Source organism: Ruegeria sp. AG6, from assembly GCF_056541565.1.
This window is the reverse complement of sequence record NZ_JBQFYQ010000009.1, coordinates 1-19,972: the sequence shown is the minus strand read 5'-3', so window position 1 is coordinate 19,972 and position 19,972 is coordinate 1. Positions and strand designations below refer to the sequence as shown.

General features: G+C 57.9%; 17 protein-coding genes and 1 tRNA gene. 8 read left to right on the top strand and 10 right to left on the bottom strand.

The window, feature by feature from the left end:
• Positions 1–17 precede the first annotated feature (17 nt).
• Both ACR0I0_RS16240 and ACR0I0_RS16235 read left to right on the top strand, forming a co-directional pair.
• Positions 18–1,355, top strand: a complete 1,338-nt coding sequence (locus tag ACR0I0_RS16240; RefSeq protein ID WP_480492219.1) for a serine hydrolase domain-containing protein — start codon at positions 18–20, stop codon at positions 1,353–1,355.
• 182 nt (positions 1,356–1,537) lie between these two features.
• Entirely contained in the window at positions 1,538–4,330 is a 2,793-nt protein-coding gene (locus ACR0I0_RS16235) for a bifunctional aconitate hydratase 2/2-methylisocitrate dehydratase (protein WP_480492218.1), read from the top strand.
• Between the two features lie 193 nt (positions 4,331–4,523).
• Here the strand turns inward: ACR0I0_RS16235 and ACR0I0_RS16230 are convergent, their stop codons facing one another.
• From ACR0I0_RS16230 to ACR0I0_RS16205, 6 genes are all read right to left on the bottom strand, one after another.
• Entirely contained in the window at positions 4,524–5,045 is a 522-nt protein-coding gene (locus ACR0I0_RS16230; RefSeq protein ID WP_171635747.1) for a GNAT family N-acetyltransferase, read from the bottom strand.
• Positions 5,042–5,596, bottom strand: coding sequence for a helix-turn-helix domain-containing protein (locus ACR0I0_RS16225; protein WP_480492216.1), 555 nt, complete (start codon positions 5,594–5,596; stop codon positions 5,042–5,044). Before ACR0I0_RS16225 ends, ACR0I0_RS16230 begins: the two co-directional genes overlap by 4 nt.
• Positions 5,597–5,714: 118 nt before the next feature.
• Positions 5,715–6,731, bottom strand: a complete 1,017-nt coding sequence (locus tag ACR0I0_RS16220; protein ID WP_480492214.1) for a Fe(3+) ABC transporter substrate-binding protein — start codon at positions 6,729–6,731, stop codon at positions 5,715–5,717.
• A 196-nt stretch (positions 6,732–6,927) separates the two neighbouring features.
• The gene (locus ACR0I0_RS16215) at positions 6,928–8,088 is read right to left on the bottom strand and encodes a WD40/YVTN/BNR-like repeat-containing protein (protein WP_480492213.1); all 1,161 of its coding nucleotides are present in this window, start codon (positions 8,086–8,088) and stop codon (positions 6,928–6,930) included.
• A 112-nt stretch (positions 8,089–8,200) separates the two neighbouring features.
• Positions 8,201–8,326 (bottom strand): type B 50S ribosomal protein L36, encoded by a 126-nt coding sequence (gene ykgO, locus ACR0I0_RS16210; RefSeq protein WP_005648635.1) that lies wholly within the window; start codon positions 8,324–8,326, stop codon positions 8,201–8,203.
• Between the two features lie 90 nt (positions 8,327–8,416).
• Positions 8,417–8,491: transfer RNA gene (locus ACR0I0_RS16205), tRNA-Val, on the bottom strand.
• Positions 8,492–8,639: 148 nt separating this feature from the next.
• Between ACR0I0_RS16205 and ACR0I0_RS16200 the strand changes: the two genes are divergently transcribed.
• Complete coding sequence (locus ACR0I0_RS16200; protein WP_480492211.1) at positions 8,640–9,500, top strand: N-formylglutamate amidohydrolase; 861 nt, start codon at positions 8,640–8,642, stop codon at positions 9,498–9,500.
• A gap of 2 nt (positions 9,501–9,502) precedes the next feature.
• Here ACR0I0_RS16200 and ACR0I0_RS16195 read toward each other — a convergent pair whose 3' ends face one another.
• Both ACR0I0_RS16195 and pyrF read right to left on the bottom strand, forming a co-directional pair.
• Positions 9,503–10,756 (bottom strand): DNA polymerase IV, encoded by a 1,254-nt coding sequence (locus ACR0I0_RS16195; protein ID WP_480492209.1) that lies wholly within the window; start codon positions 10,754–10,756, stop codon positions 9,503–9,505.
• 339 nt (positions 10,757–11,095) lie between these two features.
• Complete coding sequence (gene pyrF / locus ACR0I0_RS16190) at positions 11,096–11,806, bottom strand: orotidine-5'-phosphate decarboxylase (RefSeq protein WP_170347373.1); 711 nt, start codon at positions 11,804–11,806, stop codon at positions 11,096–11,098.
• A gap of 87 nt (positions 11,807–11,893) precedes the next feature.
• Here pyrF and ACR0I0_RS16185 point away from each other — a divergent pair, with 87 nt between their 5' ends.
• From ACR0I0_RS16185 to clpB, 3 genes are all read left to right on the top strand, one after another.
• A complete protein-coding gene (locus tag ACR0I0_RS16185; RefSeq protein ID WP_209834114.1) occupies positions 11,894–13,150 on the top strand; it encodes a tetratricopeptide repeat protein in 1,257 nt (418 codons plus the stop codon).
• 100 nt (positions 13,151–13,250) lie between these two features.
• Positions 13,251–13,565, top strand: a complete 315-nt coding sequence (locus tag ACR0I0_RS16180; RefSeq protein WP_171635763.1) for a hypothetical protein — start codon at positions 13,251–13,253, stop codon at positions 13,563–13,565.
• Between the two features lie 126 nt (positions 13,566–13,691).
• Positions 13,692–16,310: an ATP-dependent chaperone ClpB gene (gene clpB, locus ACR0I0_RS16175; RefSeq protein ID WP_480492207.1), complete on the top strand. Its 2,619-nt coding sequence runs from the start codon at positions 13,692–13,694 to the stop codon at positions 16,308–16,310.
• A gap of 45 nt (positions 16,311–16,355) precedes the next feature.
• On the opposite strand, the gene ACR0I0_RS16170 is transcribed toward clpB, so the two are convergent.
• On the bottom strand, positions 16,356–16,892 hold the full coding sequence (locus ACR0I0_RS16170; protein WP_171635767.1) for a hypothetical protein: 537 nt from the start codon (positions 16,890–16,892) through the stop codon (positions 16,356–16,358).
• Between the two features lie 119 nt (positions 16,893–17,011).
• Entirely contained in the window at positions 17,012–17,827 is an 816-nt protein-coding gene (locus tag ACR0I0_RS16165) for a cyclase family protein (RefSeq protein ID WP_171635769.1), read from the bottom strand.
• A 331-nt stretch (positions 17,828–18,158) separates the two neighbouring features.
• On the opposite strand from ACR0I0_RS16165, the gene msrP reads away from it, so the two are divergent.
• Positions 18,159–19,061 carry a protein-methionine-sulfoxide reductase catalytic subunit MsrP gene (gene msrP / locus ACR0I0_RS16160; RefSeq protein ID WP_171635771.1) on the top strand — a complete coding sequence of 301 codons (903 nt, stop codon included), beginning with the start codon at positions 18,159–18,161 and terminating at the stop codon, positions 19,059–19,061.
• Between the two features lie 4 nt (positions 19,062–19,065).
• On the top strand, positions 19,066–19,680 hold the full coding sequence (gene msrQ, locus ACR0I0_RS16155) for a protein-methionine-sulfoxide reductase heme-binding subunit MsrQ (RefSeq protein WP_480492205.1): 615 nt from the start codon (positions 19,066–19,068) through the stop codon (positions 19,678–19,680).
• Positions 19,681–19,972: the final 292 nt, after the last annotated feature.

Genomic DNA, 19,972 nt, shown 5'->3' with positions numbered 1-19,972 from the left:
AAAGGGCAGGTCAGCGGATGTTCAGTAAGGTATTGAAAACGGGTCTAGGTGTCGTGGTTCTGGGCATCGTGGGGCTGCTTGGTTATCTGCTGATCGCCCCGCCCGATTTGTTGAAAGTGGGCACGAATTACTCGGCCAAGATTGTCTGTTCAAACGTTTTCGTTGCCGGACGTGATCCGGAAGAGGTCCTTGCGGTGGATGTGCAGGCCCCGGGGCATCCGCTGCTCAAACATGTTTCGATTGAGGTCGATCGAGAGGCGCAGACTGTTCATGCGCGACTCTTTCGGTTCTTCGCGCCCGCCAGGTCGCAGTTCCGGCAGGGGCTTGGCTGCACCAACGTGCATGCTACATCCCTGAGTGCGCAAGGGCTTGAGGCTGCCAAGCCCGCGCCGACAGGGCTTTGGCCAAGCGGAAACGACGTTGCGCAGTCTCATGATTCCAAATTTCAGGCCGTCTTGTCGGATGATACGCTGCTTGGCGAAGGATACCGCGCCGTAGTGGTGGTTCAAGGCGGGCGTATCGTGGCCGAACGCTATGCGGAAGGGTTTGACGCCGACACACCGTTGCTGGGCTGGTCCATGACCAAGACGGTGACGGCCGGGCTGATCGGAACGTTGATCAAAGCGGGTCAGATGAATGTATCGGACACCCTCGTCGACAGTTTTCCCGAATGGGCAGAAGACGCAAGGCGAGACATTACTGTTGCGGACATGCTGGCAATGACAAGCGGTCTGCAATGGAATGAAGAATACGGAGACGTGTCAGACGTGACCAGGATGCTGTATCTTAGCGATGACATGGCCGGTTTCGCTGCCGACCGTGCACTGGAAGCCGGCATTGGAACCGACTTCAACTATTCTTCCGGCACGTCCACCGTGTTGTCCCGGGTGTGGCAGGACAAGCTGCCCGATGGCGGTTTGAGCTATCCTCGGGATGCGCTTTTTGAACCGCTTGGCATGGCTTCGGCGATCATCGAGGCAGATGTCGCCGATACATTCATCGGATCCAGCTATATGTACGCCACGGCCCGAGACTGGGCGAGGTATGGCCAGTTTCTGCTGCAAAAAGGGGTTTGGGACGGCGCACAGATTTTGCCCACAGGTTTTGTGGACTGGATGTTCGGACCCGTTGCGGCGTCTGGCAGTGAATATGCCAAGGGTCATCTCTGGTTGAAATCGCCGGGCGACCTGCCACCGTTTGAAGACGCGGTTTGGTTGCAAGGGCATGACGGTCAGTCCATCGGAATTTTCCCGTCGCGTGACATGGTCGTCGTGCGGATGGGGCTTACACCTTCACGGGTGGGCTATTCTTCTTTGCCCTTGGCGAAAGCGCTTATTGCGGCTTTCGGGGGGTAGGGGATCGAACATTCCCATCGACGCACCGCCCGACATTGCGGCGGGCATCGCCCGTAGGGCAGGACACTGGGTCGCAGATCGGCATCTTGCACGTCGGTACGCTTTGGTATACCGCCGCATACAAATTCAAGGTGCCGGGCTTTCACATGGCCCGGTGCATCAGCTAAATGGTCGGAACCGTCATGAGCCTTTACACAGAATACCTGAACGAAATCGAGACGCGCAAAGAACAGGGTCTGCACCCCAAACCCATCGAAGACGGTGCTCTTTTGCAGGAAATCATCGGGCAGATCAAAGATACGGGTCACGCTCATCGCGCCGATTCACTGAACTACTTCATCTACAACACGCTTCCGGGCACAACCAGCGCCGCAGGTGAAAAGGCGCGCTTTCTGAAAGAGATCATCCTGGGTGAAGCGACGGTTGAAGAAATCTCGCAGGATTTCGCGTTTGAATTGCTGTCGCATATGAAAGGCGGCCCATCGGTAGAGGTTCTGCTTGATCTGGCGCTGGGCGATGACGCAGAGATTGCGCAGAAAGCGGCGGCAGTTCTGAAAACCCAGGTGTTCCTGTACGAAGCAGATACCAACCGTCTGAAAACAGCCTTTGAGGCCGGGAACGCCGTTGCCAGGGACATTCTGGAAAGCTATGCCAAGGCCGAGTTCTTTACCCGGCTTCCCGACATCGAAGAAGAAATCAAGGTTGTGACCTATGTGGCGGCCGAAGGGGATATTTCGACCGATCTTCTGTCGCCCGGCAATCAGGCGCATTCGCGGTCGGACCGTGAATTGCACGGCAAGTGCATGATCTCACCCGAAGCACAGGCCGAGATTCAGGACTTGCAAAAACAGAACCCGGACAAGCGCGTCATGCTGGTTGCTGAAAAAGGGACGATGGGTGTTGGATCGTCGCGCATGTCCGGTGTCAACAACGTTGCATTGTGGACAGGAAAGCAAGCCAGCCCCTATGTTCCATTCGTGAACATCGCGCCGGTTGTTGCCGGTACAAACGGGATTTCACCGATCTTTCTGACCACCGTCGGCGTCACCGGCGGGATCGGCATCGATCTCAAGAACTGGGTCAAGAAAGTGGATGCCGACGGCAATCCTATCCTGAACAATGACGGCAATCCTATCCTCGAGCAGAAATACTCCGTCGAGACAGGAACGGTACTGACTATCAACACCAAGGACAAAAAGCTGTACAATGACGCAGGCGACAAAGAGCTGGTCGATCTGTCATCATCCTTCACGCCGCAAAAGACCGAGTTCATAAAGGCCGGAGGATCTTATGCCATTGTCTTTGGCAAAAAGCTTCAGACATTCGCGGCCGAGACGCTCGGTCTCGAGGTGAAATCCGCTTTCGCGCCGTCCAAGGAGATCTCGCATGAAGGGCAGGGCCTGACGGCGGTTGAAAAGATATTCAACAAAAACGCGGTTGGCGTGGCCGAAGGCAAAGTTCTGCATGCGGGCTCGGACGTTCGGGTGAAGGTCAACATCGTCGGTTCGCAGGACACCACCGGCCTGATGACGGCGCAGGAACTGGAAGCCATGGCGGCGACAGTGATATCGCCCACCGTTGACGGTGCCTATCAGTCTGGCTGTCATACTGCTTCGGTTTGGGATTCCAAGGCGCAGGCAAATATCCCAAAACTGATGAAATTCATGAACAACTTTGGCCTGATAACCGCGCGTGACCCCAAAGGTGTTTATCACTCGATGACAGACGTCATCCACAAGGTTCTGAACGACATCACCGTGGATGACTGGGCGATCATCATCGGTGGCGACTCGCATACACGTATGTCCAAAGGCGTCGCGTTTGGTGCTGACTCGGGTACTGTTGCACTGGCGCTGGCCACTGGCGAAGCTACCATGCCGATCCCGGAATCAGTCAAGGTGACGTTCAAGGGCCAGATGGCGGATCACATGGATTTCCGCGATGTGGTTCACGCCACCCAGGCGCAGATGCTGAAGAAATTCGGCGACAACGTGTTCCAGGGGCGTATCATCGAAGTTCACATCGGCACATTGCTGGCGGATCAGGCATTCACCTTTACTGACTGGACGGCCGAGATGAAGGCCAAGGCGTCGATCTGCATCTCAGCGGATGACACGTTGATCGAATCTCTGGAAATCGCGAAAAGCCGTATTCAGATCATGATCGACAAGGGAATGGATAACGAGGCCCGGACACTGCAAGGTCTGATCGACAAGGCCAACGCTCGGATCGCGGAAATCAAGTCGGGTGAAAAGCCGGCCCTGAAACCGGATGAAAACGCCAAGTATTTTGCCGAGTTGGTGGTTGACCTGGATGAAATCAGCGAACCCATGATCGCCGACCCGGATGTCAATAACGCCGATGTATCAAAACGTTACACCCACGATACGATCCGGCCGGTTTCCCACTACAAAGGGGAAAAGAAGGTCGATCTGGGATTTGTTGGATCGTGCATGGTGCACAAGGGCGATCTGGTCATCGTCTCGCAGATGCTGAAAAACATCGAGCAGGAGAAGGGCACAGTAGAATTCAAGGCCCCGCTGGTCGTTGCTGCGCCCACCTACAACATCATCGATGAGCTGAAAGAAGAAGGCGAGTGGAGCATTCTTCAGAAGTATTCAGGCTTTGAATTCGACGATCTGTTCCCAAAAAGCAAAGCACGGACGGAATACGAGAACATCCTGTATCTGGAGCGTCCGGGATGTAACCTCTGCATGGGCAACCAGGAGAAAGCGGCAAAGGGTGACACTGTGCTGGCCACGTCCACACGATTGTTCCAAGGCCGTGTTGTTGAGGACGCGGCGGACAAGAAAGGTGAATCCCTGCTGGCATCGACCCCGGTGGTCGTGCTGTCGGCTGTTTTGGGCCGAATGCCGACCGCCGAGGAATACAAATCGGCCGTGAAAGGTATCGACCTGACCAAATTTGCGCCTCCGATGGAAAAGCCCGCAGGCACGAAGTCAGCGCATTTCTAAACGCAAGGCACAAAGTTGATTGCCCGGGCATCCCTTCAGGTGGCCGGGCGATTGAGTTCCGCTGTGTTCAGGCCTGGTTGCAGCGCACGCCGCGAAAAAGCGCGGCATGGGAATGCCCCGGACCTTTCGCACGACTTCGCGTGGACTACTGGGGAAAATCCATGATCCACGGTCATACGGTCGCTGTTTGGCGTCAAGCTGACAGCTCTTTATACATGTAAGTCGTGGGTTCCAGTCTGGTTTCGAACGGGTTTCGGCAATAGTTCGGAATTTCCCCGGCGATCTGAAACCCCAGGTCCAGATAAAGCAATCGAGAAGGATCGGTGCTGCGGGTATCAAGAACCAGCATCGTGCGCTCCAACTCTGTCGCTCGTTGAAAGAGGGCTTCCATCAAGGCGCGGCCAAAACCGCGCCGTCTGGCGTTCGGGTGCACCAGAAGTTTCGCGACATCAGCGCGGTGCGGTTGATTGGGCATGGTCGCGGGGATCAGTTGCACCGTGCCCTGAATGCGCCCGTTGTCGTGGAGGGCAAACAGCTCCAACGCACCGGATTTCAGCCCGGGACGAACATTTTGCAGCCAGTAATTTCGTGCGTCACTCTCGGTAAACGGAAGGACAAAGCCTATGCTGGCCCCGTCATGCACACAGGCGTGGAGGATTTCCGCCAGATCATCCACTGCCGCGCTGAAATCGAGATCGGTCAGACGCGAGATCATATCAGCACCAAAAGATAACGCGCACCGCGAGATGCCCCGGTTTCGAACCGGGTTGGGCCCGACAGGTGATAGCGCAGGCAATCTCCGGCGCTCAGCGCATGGGGGGTTCCGTCAACTGTCAGTGTCAGTGCGCCGTCGATCAGGATCAGATGGTGTTCCTGCCCGGATTTGGGCGGCGCCTCGTAAGTGATGACCGTATCGCGCGGCAGGTGGCATTCCACGACCTCGGCGTTCAAGCCGTTTGCAGGCGGTGAAACTGCACGGCGGGTAAAGCCGGTTTCGGGATCACGCCATTCGGTCTGGCGTTCAAACGCCACCTTGGGGTCAAAGCTGTCTTCGACCATCATCAAAAGCCGGGACATCGGAAGGTCATAAGCGGCACAGAGGCGGCCAAGATTCTCAGCGGTGGGGCTGACCTCTCCTTTCTCCATGCGGGACAGCGTGGCGCGGCTGATTCCGCTGTGGGCGGCCAGTTGATCCAGGGACCACCCGCGCCCGTGGCGGAGTTCGTTCAAACGGACGGCAAGGCGGCTTGAGAGGTTGTCGAGCATGGACCACAAACGAGAGGAGTTTTCATTTGTGGGAAAATTACATAAAAATTATGTGTGTGTAAATGAAAAAAGGCGCAGAGACTCTGCGCCTTTCGCAAGCTTTTGACGAGGTGGTGGATTATTTCCAGCCGACTTCGTTAAAGATTTTCTGTGCTTCCGGGATGTTCTTTGCGACCTCCGACAGGTTCACGTCGTCAGCTTTGAACTCACCCAGGGCCTTTACCGATTCCGCCAGTTCAACACTCTGCACTGCCGGGAATTCGTCATTGCCCGCCGAGAAGTACTTCTGCGCCTGATCGCTTGCCAGATACTCGAGGAACAGGATTGCGTTTTCCTTGTTCGGGGCGTGTGCCGCGATGCCACCGCCCGACAGGTTCATATGCGCACCATAGCTGTCCTGATTGGGGAAGACCCAGCCGATCTTGTCGAGGTCAGAGGACAGGCCTTTGACGTCTTTGCGGATAGCCCGTGCATAGTAGTAGGTGTTCGATACAGCGATGTCGCATTCACCCGAAACGATGCCACGCAGCTGGTCGGTGTCACCTCCCTGCGGGTCTCGGGCCATGTTGGCGACAACGCCTTCCGCCCAGGATTTTGCAGCTTCGGTACCTTCATGTGTGATGATCGAGGCGAGCAGGGTCTGGTTGTAGGTGTTGGTCGAGGATCGGATGCAGATCAGGCCCTTGTATTCCGGCTTGGCGAGGTCTGCGTAAGTGGCCGGCGGATTGGCAACGTTTTCTTTGTTGTAAAAGATGATCCGACCGCGCTGTGAGAAGCCGAACCACTGGTTGTCTTCGTCCTGAAGGTTGGCGGGGATGCGCTCCTCCAGGGTTTCGCTGTCGATGGCTTGCAGAATGCCCGCATCTTTGGCACGCGCCAGGCGAGACGTGTCGACCGTCAGCATGATATCCGCCGGAGAGTTCGCGCCTTCGGCTTCCATGCGCGCGATCAATTCATCCGCCTTGCCTTCGATCCGGTTGATCTTGATGCCGGTCGCTTCTTCGAAGTCCGTGTAAAGACGTTCGTCAGTGTCATAGTGGCGCGACGAATAAAGGTTCAGCTCGCCTTCAGCTGCGGCTGATGTTGCGATCAATGCCGACAGAGCGGCGGCCAGGCAGGTTGTGGATTTCAGCATAGTTTGCCCCAACAATTGAATTTCGCGTCGGTTGATAACCCGACTGATTTGCTCAATTATACGATTCTCAGCGAGATGCAAGAAAATCCGACAGATTTACTTGGTCAAATGAGCGCAGGCACCCTTGCGAGGCTTGTTGGGGGCGGGCGCGAGTTGTGTTGAACGGAAAGATCCGCGTCACACGGCAGTGTCTGGATCACTCACGATCAAGTACCTCAACTGCAAGGATCGTGGGCAAATGGCGCGCGACTTCCGTCCATGTGTCCCCTTCATCAACACTGGCAAAAACCGAGCCGCTGTTGGTCCCGAAATAGATACCGGCGGGGTCTCGGCGGTCTCCGGCCATGGCCTGTCGCAGAACAGTGAAAAAACAGCTTTCTTGCGGCAAGCCACGTCGCTGGTCTTGCCATGTTGCGCCTCCGTTTGTGGATTTCCAAACTGCCGCGGCGGCATCCGGTGGATAGCGCCCGATGCTGTCTCCGTTCAAAGGCAATGTCCAGATCGTGTCCGGATCACGTGGGTGCACATGAATCGGAAATCCAAAGGTGGATGGCAGGCCTTCGGTGATGTCATCCCAACTGCGCCCTCCGTCGGCCGAGCGCCAAACACCGTGATGGTTTTGCTGGTACAGCAAATCCGCGGTTCCCGGAGCTTGAACCATGTTGTGGACGCAATGACCCGTTTCACCATCCCTGGGGGCAGCGGGATGATCATGATGCGTGCAAGATTCGGCGTTGGACAATCTGTTTCGCCGCTCCCAGCTTGCGCCACCATCCTCGGTTGCAAACACACCCGCAGCGGAAATGCCGACCCAGAGCTTTTTCGAATCATTTGGGTCAGTCACGATTGTATGCAGGACCAGCCCCGCACCGCCGGGATCCCAATCGGGTGCCGAGGGGTGGTTTGTCAGGCCCTCAAGCGTGTCCCATGTCCGACCATTGTCGTGGCTGGCTAGCAGGCGGGCCGGTTTTGTGCCTGCGTACAACGTTCCATGTTGATAACGCAAAGACCAGACCTGCGAAAACTCATCGGCGAATGGTGCGGGTTCTCCGGTCCAGCCGATCATCTGGGCAAAATCCTGGTCGTTGGCGGCCCACTCGTCCATTTGGCCCTTGGTGAGTTTTGCGACCTGCCAAGTCACACCGCCGTCTTCGGAACACCAGACTCCGGCGCCATGCCAGTCACCACCGCCCCCGGCCCAAATCGTGCCCGTTTCCTTGTCGCCGATGACGTGGTTGATCGGCCATCCTTCGCAATGCGGGCCCGTCACTTTCCAATCTGACCTGTTCTGATCACCAGAGATAATGAACGTTCCCTTGGTCGTTCCCACCAGTACGTCGATGCCGTGTTCGCGCATGGGTTTCACACTCCGCAATGTCGAAGCAAGGGTAGCACGTCAGGCCCACAGGTGCAGAAAACAAAAAACCGCGCTCAAGGGCGCGGTTTTCTAAAACGGTGTTTTGCTGTTCTCAGCCCTGGCGAGCTTTGAACTTGCGCTGCGTCTTGTTGATAACGTAGACGCGGCCTTTGCGACGCACAACACGGCAGTCGCGGTGCCGATTCTTGAGCGAGCGGAGCGAGTTCTTGACCTTCATGGTCTGTCTCCAATCTGCGGCGCCTTCATCAAGGACGTGGCCAGCGCCTGGGTTACTCGGGTGTCCCGGATCTCCGGAACAGTGAAATCATGGTGGGCGGTACAAGGATCGAACTTGTGACCCCTTCGATGTCAACGAAGTGCTCTACCGCTGAGCTAACCGCCCACTTTCCCTTTGCGTGCCCAGCCCCATAACGAAATGGGGCGCGGAACCCCGCGCCGGTAGCGGGGTCTATAAAAGGAGTCGCAAAGGGGTTCAAGGGGTTTGGTAGAACTATTTTCCGGTCTATGTTGATTGCGAACATGGAGGGATCATGCAGAACGCAGCCTTTGTATTGGATATGCCGGAAAACCGCAGTTCATGCGTGGTTTTTTCATCTCCTCATAGCGGGCGGAATTATCCCGAAGCGTTTTTGAAGCGGTCCGTTCTGAATCAAAGCGTGATTCGATCCTCGGAAGACGCCTTCGTGGATCAATTGTTTGCTGCCGCGGCCGAGAATGGCGCGCCTTTGATCAAAGCGACCATGCCACGCGCCTATCTGGACCTGAATCGCAGTCTGGACGAACTGGACCCGGCGCTGATCAGCGGTGCCCGCAGGCATGGGCACAACCCCAGGGTCGCATCAGGGTTGGGTGTGATTCCCCGCGTTGTGGCCAATGGACGGGCAATCTACAGCGGCAAGCTGACCATGGACGAGGCGCGGCTGCGCATCGACACCTATTGGCGCCCCTATCATGCACGTTTGAAATCCCTGCTGGCCGAATCACACGAGAAATTCGGCCAGGCCATACTGGTGGATTGCCACTCCATGCCGCATGAGGCGGTGGCCATGGCTGGTACGACCCGAAACAAACGGCCCGAGATCGTGCTGGGTGATCGGTTCGGTGCGTCGGCCTCGTCTGAAATCGTGGACCTCATCGAATCGGCGTTTGCTTCGGCAGGTCTGAATGTGGTGCGCAACGCCCCGTTTGCCGGGGCCTATGTGACACAGACTTACGGCCGCCCCACCCGCCAGCAACACGCGATCCAGATTGAAATCGACCGGGCCTTGTATATGGACGAAGAAAAGATTGCGCCGAACGCCAATTTCATGACGTTTTCGAAACTCCTTCGGCAGGTGGTGCGCGACATATCCAGAATCGGTTTAAAACCTCTCCGTCTGGCGGCGGAATGAAACTAGCGCAAAGCGCGGCCCTTCACGATTGCTTCCGGGCCGAACCTCTGGCGGATCTGGTCGGTGGCCCGCTCGGCCTGTGATCTGCGGACGGCGCCGGGATCAAGCAGGTCGCCGGAGATGTCAGCCTGATCCGCCGGGCACAGGTCAGACAGGCCACACCCCAACAGGCGGTATGGCCCCTGATCCCCCACCTGATCGAAAAGCCCTTTTGCGGTGCGATAGATTTTGTCCGCGATCTGCGTTGCGTCCCGCAATGACACGCGCCGTGTCAGAATCTTGTGATTGGCTTTCTTCAGCTTCAGCGTAACGACCCGGCCAGCCAGATCCTTGGCCTTGGCCCGGTCCGAGACCTTCAGGGCCATGCGCCACAAATGTCCGTCCAGAATATCAATATTGGCGGTGTCCTCGAAAAACGTGGTCTCATTGCTGATGGACTTCATCGGTTCATGGGCTGAAACGCGTCGTTTGTCCTGACCCCGTGCCAAATGCCACAGGCGATACCCCATCGAGCCGAAACGCACAGTCAAAGCCTCCTGATCCCAACGCAGTAGGTCGTTGAAGGTTCGAATCCCTGCCCGGTCCAGTGATTCCTGCGCAGCGGGGCCAATACCCCAGATCAACCTTACGGGTTTGTCATTCAGAAACTCAGCCGTCTCGGCCTTGCCGATCACCGAAAACCCACGGGGCTTGTCGAGGTCCGAGGCAACCTTGGCCAGAAACTTATTGTGACTCAGCCCGATGGATCCTGTCACACCCAGTTCATCCTTCATGCGTTTGACCAGGCGCGCCAGCATGACGGCCGGGGGGGCTCCGTGCAGGCGTTCGGTGCCGGACAGGTCCAAGAAAGCTTCGTCCAGTGACAGGGGTTCGACCACTGGTGTCAGTTCGTCCATCATGGCGCGGATGTCCCGTGACACCTGGGCATACACGGACATGCGTGGTTTGATCACGACGGCATCGGGGCACAGTTGCAGCGCTTTGAACATGGGCATGGCGGATCGCACACCGCGAATTCGGGCCACGTAGCATGCCGTGGATACAACACCGCGTTTGCCGCCGCCGATGATGACAGGCTTGTCTGCCAGTTCCGGATTGTCCCGCTTTTCCACCGAAGCATAGAAGGCATCGCAATCCATATGTGCGATGGACAGATCAAACAGTTCGGGATGAGACTTTACCCTGGGACTGCCGCAGGCCGTGCAGCGCCGTTCGTTCGTCAAAGGGGTCAGGCAATCTCGGCAAAGACCGGGCATCTGCGTCCTCATGTGTTCCGCAGTTGTCTTGGGGGTTCCTTATATCATCCCGTGATATCGATCAAAGATCATTCAGAGAAAAGAACCCCCCGCGCTTCGCGGGGGGGAAGTAACGAACCTCAGGAAGAGTAGGTTCGTTGGGGAGTAAATCCCCTTGAGAATCGCTAAGATTTTCCGGTTGAGATAGGGTTTGGCGCGCTTTTCAGAAACTCGCTTTTTGAATGTGTGTTTTCTGGCACAGGGACGATTTGGCGCGGATTCGCGAAAAACTGACGTAAGGTCAACCTGTTGCGGCGGTTTTTTCAGCGTGAATCCCTGTTGAAACGATGATCCTGCTCATCACGTTTTCAGAGAATTTAACTCGGTCAAAACGGCCGCGGCCGCGGATTTTGGATCTTCGGCCTGATAAATGGGGCGGCCAACTACGATATGATCCGCCCCGTCCTGGATGGCGCTGGCAGGTGTGGCCACACGTTTTTGATCGCCCAGTGCCGCGCCTGCCGGACGCACGCCGGGCGTTACGATCAGCCGGCCCGTCGCCTGGGGCAGGGCGCGGATCAGGGCGGCCTCCTGCGGGCTGGCGATCACGCCGTCGGCCCCGGCCTCGAAGGCGTGGGCGGCGCGTTCCACCACCATGTCCTGAACGTCGCCGGCCTTCATCATGCCGGCATCCAGGTCGTCGCGGTTCAGCGAGGTCAGGATGGTCACCGCCAGGATTTTCAGATCCTTGCCCGCCGCCCCTTCCTTGGCGGCGCGCACCACATGCGGGTCGCCATGCACGGTCAGGAAATCCAGATCGAACTGCGCCAGCCCCCGCACCGCGTTTTCCACCGTGTTGCCGATGTCGAACAGCTTCATGTCCAGAAAGATGCGCTTGCCGTGTTCCTGCTTGAGCTCATTGGCCAGTGCCAGCCCGCCGCCTGTCAGCATGCCCAGGCCGATCTTGTAGAACGAAACGGCGTCGCCTAGCGTCTCGGCCAGCTTCAGCCCTTCCAGCGCGTTGGGGACGTCGAGGGCGACGATCAGGCGGTCATCGGCGGTTTGGGGCATTGGTTCGACCTTTCAGGCTTGACGGGATCGGCGCTTCTGTAGAGCGTGTGGCGCATTGAGACAAGAAAAGACGCAGGAAAATACGGGATGATACGGTTGGGTGTGGTGGCCTCGGCGGCTGTTCTGGTCGGGGCGGGCGCAGTCTGGGCCGATGAAACGGATTGCGGCGAGGCCCGACTGGTCTGGGCGGACGTCAAGGACAGCGGGTCGGCGACGGCGATCGAGAGTTTTTCACGGATCTACGCCGATTGCCCGATCTATTCGCAGCTGGCGCGCGATCTGCTGGTCGGGCTGACCGGCGAGGCCTCTGCGCCGGCAAAGGCCGACGACCCCAAGGAACCGCAACGGCGCCTGCGGGTTTCCGACCTGCGCCCCCGGCCGGAACCCAACCCCGACGATCCACCGCAGGACCCCGACTATTCGGACGGAGAGTATGACTGCCTGATGGCCGCTGCCGCTCCGGGGCAGTCGCCCTATTTCGACGGGGTGAAATGGGCCGACATGGACGCCGAGAATGCGATGGCGATCTGCGCCGATCTGCTGTTGAAAGATCAGGATGTCGATGCCGAGGTCGTGGCCGCCTTTGGCCGGGCGCTCATGAAGGGCGGCAAGCTGGAAATGGCGCTCGAGTTTTCGGAACTGGCCGCGATGGAGGGCAGCGGGCTGGCGATGAACACGCTCGCTTCGCTCTATAGTGATGGCGAGATCGTTCCCGAGGACCACGAGACCGCGTTTGCCTGGTACATGGCGGCTGCCGAAAGCGCTCTGCCGATGGGCATGCACAACGTCGCGTATGGCTTCGAGAACGGGAAAGGTGTTGCGCCCGACATCGACAAGGCGCTGTACTATTATGAAAGGGCTGCGTTCTTCGGATATGAGCCGTCTCAGCTGCACCTCGGCGTAATCTATCGCGAAGGAACGCATGTCCCGCGCGATATGCAGCGCGCGGTCGACTATCTGAAGATGGCGGCCCGAAACGGCAGCGCCGATGCCGCGGCGCGATTGGGCTACATCTACGAGATCGGCGAGAACGGCTACTCCAAAGACATCGAACAGGCGCTGGATTATTATTTCCAGGCCGCCAAGCAGGACAATGTCGTGGCGCTGCACAATCTCGGTTCTTTGACCTATCACGGGCGGGACGGTGTGCCTCAGGACACGGAAGCGACCCTGTTGTTCTGGGGCAGGGCCGCAAAGCTTGGCGATGTGAAATCGCAGCGCAAATTCGGCCGGTTGCTCTATGAAATCGGCGATGTCGAAGAGGCGCTGAGGTTTCTTCGCCTCGCGGCCGAGCAGGGCGATGACGAGGCGCAAAAGCTGATCCGGCAGATCGAAGGCGGTTGACGCCCACAGCTGACAAAGGAGCCAGCGGTGTCCTCGCTTTGTCCCAACTGTGCTATGGTGCTGCCACTCTGAAACGAAAATTGCATCAAAGGGACAGACCATGAAGCACCTTGTTCCGCTGGCCGTCGTCGCCACGCTGGCCGCCTGCGACGACACGCCGCCACAGACCGAAACCGGCGCCGCGCCGCCCCCGACCAATGATGATTTGTATCTTGTTCGGGGCTATCGGTCCGAAGATGACTGGTGCCAGTTGACCGGAGAAACCACCTTTACCGGCAATTTCCTCGACCACACCGCCGATCTTGTATCCTGCCCCACGGGCAGCGCCGCCGCGCAGTCGCTGGTCGAGACGAACGATGCCCAGCAGGTGGCCGAAACCGGGGGCTACACTGTCTATACGATTCCGCGTGGTTGAGGCGTTTTTTCACTCTCTAGCCTCTTGAACCGGCAAAGGTATTTCCCAGATTGAATGTGAGGCTTCGACCGACGCGTGCCGCCAGGCGGGCGCATCAAAACGGGGCGCTTGGAAAAGGAGAATATCATGGACTTGAACAAGTTCACTGAACGGGCACGGGGGTTCGTGCAGGCGGCGCAGACCATTGCGCTGCGCGAGGGGCACCAGAGGCTGGAGCCCACACATATACTCAAAGCATTGATGGATGACGATCAGGGGCTGGCAAGCAATCTGATCACACGCGCGGGCGGCGCGTCGAACCGCGTGGTCGAGGCGCTTGACGCTGCCATGGGCAAGATCCCGAAAGTCAGCGGTGATGCCGGCCAGATTTACATGGACGGTCAGACGGCCAAGGTTCTGGACGAGGCCGAAAAGATCGCCACCAAGGCGGGCGACAGCTTTGTGCCCGTTGAACGCGTTTTGATGGCGCTGTGCATGGTGAAATCCAAAGCCAAGGAGGCTTTGGAGGCCGGTGCGGTATCTGCCCAGAAGCTGAATGAAGCGATCAATGACATCCGCAAGGGTCGCACTGCTGACACAGCGTCGGCGGAAGAGGGCTATGACGCGCTCAAGAAATATGCGCGCGATCTGACTGAAGCTGCGGCTGAAGGCAAGATTGACCCGATCATCGGGCGGGATGAGGAAATCCGCCGCTCAATGCAGGTTCTGTCGCGCCGCACCAAGAACAACCCGGTTCTGATAGGGGAACCTGGCGTCGGTAAAACCGCGATTGCCGAGGGCATGGCGTTGCGCATCGTCAACGGCGACGTACCGGAATCGCTGAGGGACAAGAAGCTGCTTGCGCTCGACATGGGTGCGCTGATTGCCGGTGCGAAATACCGTGGTGAATTCGAAGAACGCCTCAAGGCTGTTCTGACCGAGGTGACCGAGGCCGCGGGTGAGATCATCCTGTTCATCGACGAGATGCACACGCTGGTTGGCGCGGGCAAATCGGATGGTGCGATGGATGCCGCCAACCTGATCAAGCCCGCGCTCGCCCGGGGTGAGCTGCATTGTATCGGTGCGACCACACTGGACGAGTATCGCAAATACGTCGAAAAAGACGCGGCCCTTGCGCGCCGGTTCCAGCCGGTGATGGTTCAGGAACCGACGGTCGAAGACACGATCAGCATTCTGCGCGGCATCAAGGAAAAGTACGAGCTGCACCACGGCGTGCGCATCTCGGATTCGGCGTTGGTGTCGGCGGCGACCCTGTCGCATCGCTATATCACCGACCGGTTCCTGCCCGACAAAGCCATCGACTTGGTCGATGAAGCCGCGTCGCGGTTGCGGATGGAGGTGGATTCCAAGCCTGAGGAACTCGATCAGCTGGATCGCCAGATTCTGCAAATGCAGATCGAGGAAGAGGCGCTGAAGCTGGAAGACGATGCGGCATCGAAGGATCGCCTGGAAACCTTGCAGAAGGATCTAGCAGAACTTCAGGAAAAATCCGCCGAGATGACTGCGCAGTGGCAGGCCGAACGCGACAAGCTGGCTGGCGCGCGGGATTTGAAGGAACAGCTCGACAAGGCGCGGGCCGATCTGGAAATCGCCAAGCGCGAAGGCAACCTCGCCAAGGCGGGTGAGCTGTCCTATGGCATCATCCCCGAGCTTGAGAAAAAGCTGTCCGAGGCCGAGAATGCCGAAAGCAACGCCATGATGGCCGAGGAAACGGTGCGTCCGGAACAGATAGCCAGCGTTGTCGAACGCTGGACGGGCATCCCGACCGCCAAAATGCTGGAAGGCGAACGCGAGAAACTGCTGCGGATGGAAGAAGAACTGCATTCGCGCGTGATCGGTCAGGATGCGGCTGTCACCGCTGTAGCCAATGCAGTACGCCGTGCTCGTGCGGGTCTGAATGACGAAAACCGCCCGCTGGGCTCGTTCCTGTTCCTAGGGCCGACTGGCGTGGGTAAGACCGAGCTGACCAAGGCCGTGGCGAATTTCCTGTTCGATGACGACAACGCGATGGTGCGCATCGACATGTCCGAGTTCATGGAGAAACACGCGGTCGCCCGTCTGATCGGTGCCCCTCCGGGCTATGTCGGTTATGACGAAGGCGGTGTGCTGACCGAAGCCGTGCGGCGCAGGCCCTATCAGGTCGTGCTGTTCGACGAGGTCGAAAAGGCGCACCCGGATGTCTTCAACGTGCTGTTGCAGGTTCTGGACGATGGCGTTCTGACCGATGGTCAGGGCCGCACCGTGGACTTCAAACAGACGCTGATCATCCTGACGTCGAACCTTGGGTCTCAGGCGCTCAGCCAGCTGCCCGAAGGTGCGGACAGTTCACAGGCCAAGCGCGACGTGATGGATGCAGTCCGGGCACATTTCCGGCCCGAGTTCCTGAACCGTTTGGACGAAACGATCATCTTTGACCGCCTCAAGCGTGCCGATATGGATGGCATCGTCGATATTCAGATGGCACGTCTGCAAAAACGTCTGGCCGCCCGCAAGATCGAGCTGGCCCTGGATGACAGCGCCAAGGAATGGCTGGCCAATGAAGGCTATGACCCGGTCTTCGGTGCCCGCCCGCTGAAACGCGTCATCCAGCGCGCCTTGCAGAACCCGTTGGCCGAAGCTCTGCTGGCCGGGGAAATCAAGGATGGTGACGTCGTTCCGGTCACCGCCGGGCAAGATGGTTTGATCATCGGTGATCGTTTGGGAACTTCCGAGCGACCGCGCCCGGACGATGCCGTGGTGCATTGATCTGACACCGTGAACTGAAAGGCCCGCTTTTTTGGCGGGCCTTTTTCATGTCGGTTTTCCATAGCCTTTGTTCAGATAATCACTGAGGACCTTCATCCAGACCTGCGCTTTCTCCATTGGAAACTGGGCCGTGAACCTCAGCTTCACAATACAATTGTCCACGACGCCGACTGCCAGAAGTTCGGACAGGCCATCTGATGCTTTGGCCTCGGCCCGATACGGCAACACCTGCGACGGATCACGCAACTGATAGGCGTTGATTTCACCAAGCTCGGCACCGCGCCGCGCAGCTATTGCAGCGATATCGCGTGCAGCTTGTTTAAAGCTTTCAAGGGCCATTTCAGATGAGACGTCCCTTTGTTGATGGTCATAGAAGAAAACCGTGATCTTGGAAGATGGGTCTGCAAAAGTGGCGGAATAGCCGAGGCCCGGATGGCTGTCTTCATAAACTTCAGACCCGATCTGATTCAGATCGCTCAGGACCTGCGGCGCGCGCTCAAACAGCTTTTTGCACGATTGCACATCAGCCAATGCCGATCCGCACAGCAAAGACAAAAAAACAACAAGGGGTCTAAGCAACATGAAGGCAGGTGTCCCGAACAGATCAAGAATGCACGAAGTCTTGGTCTGCAACTGTGGCAGAAGTTTGGCCCTACCGGAAAGATGGCCGGGCGGGCGCTGGTCGGCCGCCCGGGCATTTGTCAGATCAATGCAAAGATCCGCGCCGGCCCGCCGGTGCCGCCTTGGTGCTTGGGTGCGCCGATCACCAGCGTTGCACCCGACGCAGGCACGCGATCCAGCCCAGCCAGACATTCGATCCCGAACCGGCCTGACGGCAACCACGCGTAATGTGTCGCGAAATCTGCGGACATGCCGTGATCCAAGGACAGGGTATCAACGGCAATTGATCGTGCTCCGGTCTCCTCCATCAGCATCTCCGCGGCTTCAACGTGGAAGCCCGGGTAATGCTGCGCTTCGCCGTCGAAATTGCGGAACTCATCCGTGGCGGTTTTGCCTGCCCATCCGGAATGCATCGCCACGCAGGCACCATCAGGAATATCACCATTGGCCGCAATCCAGGCTTTCAGATCGTCCGGGGTGACGCGCGTGTCAGCGTCCTCGGCCGCTCGGGCGGCGATGTCCACGACGCATAAGGGGGCGACCAGATCCGTGACGGGGATTTCATCAACCGACGTCCCATCCGCCGAAAAGTGAAGCGGCGCATCGATATGCGTGCCCGTATGTTCGTTGATTGACAGGTTGAACAGATTGAAGCCGTGATCAGCAAAGTTGAAAGCCTGCTCGGCCGAAATGCCGGGTTCGCCGCCCCATGTCGGGAAATCCGGGCTCAGCGTATGGGTCATATCTTCGACACCGCCATGCCCGGCCGCCAGTGCTGCCGGCGCGACGGCTCCGGTTGCGGCTGCTGCAACACCCGAAGCTGCGGCAGCTTTGAAGAACCCGCGACGAGACAGCATCTTGTCTTTGACGGCATTCATTACGCAGATATCACACATTTTTCTTCCTCCCATTGCGGCCAAAAGGCTGCAGTTGCAGCCTTGCCTCGCGTTCGGCTTGGCGTGGCACCCATCTGACAGAGTGCAGCCTTGCGCCCGCAGTTGTAAAGTTTTGTGCCCGAGTTCTGACGGTAATCCACGAAAACCGCAGTTTTCCGCCGGGCTCCAAAAGTTCTCGAGTCTATGGTTTTCGGTGCTGAAAACGTTACTCGAATGCCCTGTTAAAATGGAACGTTACAATCACTTCGCTCAATCGTTACGCCTGTTTCCATGGCTCTGTGCTATCAGCACACTACGTCAATAGCGACCACTGAAGATGACGGAGACCCATATGGCGCATCGCTGGACCAATACTTTGACACATGCAGACGTCACCCCCCGGGCGGCGTTCCTCAACCGGCGGCAGGTTATGGCCGGGCTGGCTGGTGTCGGCCTGACTGCGATGGCCAAACCGGCGGCAGCACAGGATGGGTTGGAGCCGAACACGTGGGAAGAGATCACCACCTACAACAACTACTATGAGTTCGGGACCGGAAAAGATGACCCGGCGAAATATGCTCATACGCTGGTGACCGAACCCTGGAGCGTCACGATTGATGGTCTGGTCGACCACCCCGGCGACTATGATTTTCAGGCCATCCTGTCCGAGATGACGATAGAGGAGCGGATCTACCGCTTTCGCTGTGTGGAAGCCTGGTCGATGGTAATTCCGTGGAACGGATTTGAGCTGGCCGACCTTCTCAATATGGCGGGCGTGCAAGACGGCGCGAAATATGTGGCTTTTGAGACGGCCTATCGCCCGGATGAAATGCCGGGAACGCGGTTTCCCGTTCTCGATTGGCCGTACCGAGAGGGATTGCGCCTGGATGAGGCGATGCACCCCCTGACAATCATGGCAACCGGAATTTACGACCGCCCGATTCCCAACCAGAACGGTGCGCCCTTGCGTCTGGTCGTTCCTTGGAAATACGGCTTCAAATCGATCAAGTCGATTGTTCGGATCACGCTCACAAAGGATGAACCGCCCACCAGCTGGAACATGTCCAATCCACGCGAATACGGGTTCTACAGTAATGTGAACCCCAACGTGGACCATCCACGCTGGTCTCAGGCTTCAGAGCGCGAGATCGGGGGCGGGCTTTTCGCGTCACGTAAGCCGACCCTGATGTTCAACGGCTATGAACAAGAGGTCGCCAGCCTTTATGAAGGCATGGATCTGGCCAAGAATTATTAAAACCATGTCGGCGATGAACCAGACACTCCGCCGTATTCCGGTATGGGCCGTTTATCTGCTGGGGGCGTTGCCCGCCCCCTGGCTGTTTTATCTTGGCCTGACCGGTGGTTTGGGGGTCGAACCGATTGAGGCGTTGGAGCACAGATATGGGGAACTGGCCCTTCAGTTGCTGATTGCCGGTCTGGCGGTCACACCCCTGCGCCGGCATGTCGGCCTCAACCTGATGAAGTTTCGGCGCGCGATCGGGGTGCTCACGTTTGTATACGTCGCGTTGCATCTTCTTGTGTGGCTGGTTCTGGATGTGCAGCTTCCCAGCCAGATCTGGGCGGATATCCTCAAACGCCCGTACATAACAGTCGGCATGGCGGGGTTTCTTCTTCTGCTTCCGCTGGTGTTGACCTCCAACAACTGGTCTGTGCGCCGACTGGGACCGCGCTGGCGCAAGCTGCACCACCTCGTTTACGCGGCCGCATTGTTGGGGGCGATGCATTACCTCTTGCTGGCAAAAGGATTTCAGATCGAGCCGCTTGCTTACCTGGCTGCCATTATCGCCCTGCTTGTCCTGCGCCTGCCGATTCCCAACCTGTCTTTCCGGTCCAACAGGGCCGATTCCGCCTGACTCGGACGTGAGGCTGTGGGTAATCATGTGCATAACGCGCTGAACCGGGAATTCTGACCTGCCTTTACATAGTTATCGGCGGCAGTGTGCTTGGTTGATCTGAATTAACTATCTGTAATTCTTGGATAAATGAACTTTTCAAGAATTTCTTCTGTTTTTGTGTATTTTCCGCTTGCGGGATTTGTTTGTTATACTTAGAACCCCCTTCACCGGCGCTGCTGAGGCGCTGGGACGCGGCGGAAGCGGCGGTTACGCTCGGGAGAGACCGGGGGCATCTGAGGTTAGGATTTAG

Coding starts and splice junctions, on each gene's coding strand:
- msrP (WP_171635771.1), top strand. CDS start 18,159: ATGGCGCATCGCTGGACCAATACTTTGACACATGCAGACGTCACCCCC.
- ACR0I0_RS16185 (WP_209834114.1), top strand. CDS start 11,894: ATGATACGGTTGGGTGTGGTGGCCTCGGCGGCTGTTCTGGTCGGGGCG.
- ACR0I0_RS16225 (WP_480492216.1), bottom strand. CDS start 5,596: ATGCTCGACAACCTCTCAAGCCGCCTTGCCGTCCGTTTGAACGAACTC.
- ACR0I0_RS16220 (WP_480492214.1), bottom strand. CDS start 6,731: ATGCTGAAATCCACAACCTGCCTGGCCGCCGCTCTGTCGGCATTGATC.
- ACR0I0_RS16170 (WP_171635767.1), bottom strand. CDS start 16,892: ATGTTGCTTAGACCCCTTGTTGTTTTTTTGTCTTTGCTGTGCGGATCG.
- ACR0I0_RS16180 (WP_171635763.1), top strand. CDS start 13,251: ATGAAGCACCTTGTTCCGCTGGCCGTCGTCGCCACGCTGGCCGCCTGC.
- ACR0I0_RS16230 (WP_171635747.1), bottom strand. CDS start 5,045: ATGATCTCGCGTCTGACCGATCTCGATTTCAGCGCGGCAGTGGATGAT.
- clpB (WP_480492207.1), top strand. CDS start 13,692: ATGGACTTGAACAAGTTCACTGAACGGGCACGGGGGTTCGTGCAGGCG.
- msrQ (WP_480492205.1), top strand. CDS start 19,066: ATGTCGGCGATGAACCAGACACTCCGCCGTATTCCGGTATGGGCCGTT.
- ACR0I0_RS16240 (WP_480492219.1), top strand. CDS start 18: ATGTTCAGTAAGGTATTGAAAACGGGTCTAGGTGTCGTGGTTCTGGGC.
- ykgO (WP_005648635.1), bottom strand. CDS start 8,326: ATGAAGGTCAAGAACTCGCTCCGCTCGCTCAAGAATCGGCACCGCGAC.
- ACR0I0_RS16195 (WP_480492209.1), bottom strand. CDS start 10,756: ATGCCCGGTCTTTGCCGAGATTGCCTGACCCCTTTGACGAACGAACGG.
- ACR0I0_RS16215 (WP_480492213.1), bottom strand. CDS start 8,088: ATGCGCGAACACGGCATCGACGTACTGGTGGGAACGACCAAGGGAACG.
- ACR0I0_RS16200 (WP_480492211.1), top strand. CDS start 8,640: ATGCAGAACGCAGCCTTTGTATTGGATATGCCGGAAAACCGCAGTTCA.
- ACR0I0_RS16235 (WP_480492218.1), top strand. CDS start 1,538: ATGAGCCTTTACACAGAATACCTGAACGAAATCGAGACGCGCAAAGAA.
- ACR0I0_RS16165 (WP_171635769.1), bottom strand. CDS start 17,827: ATGTGTGATATCTGCGTAATGAATGCCGTCAAAGACAAGATGCTGTCT.
- pyrF (WP_170347373.1), bottom strand. CDS start 11,806: ATGCCCCAAACCGCCGATGACCGCCTGATCGTCGCCCTCGACGTCCCC.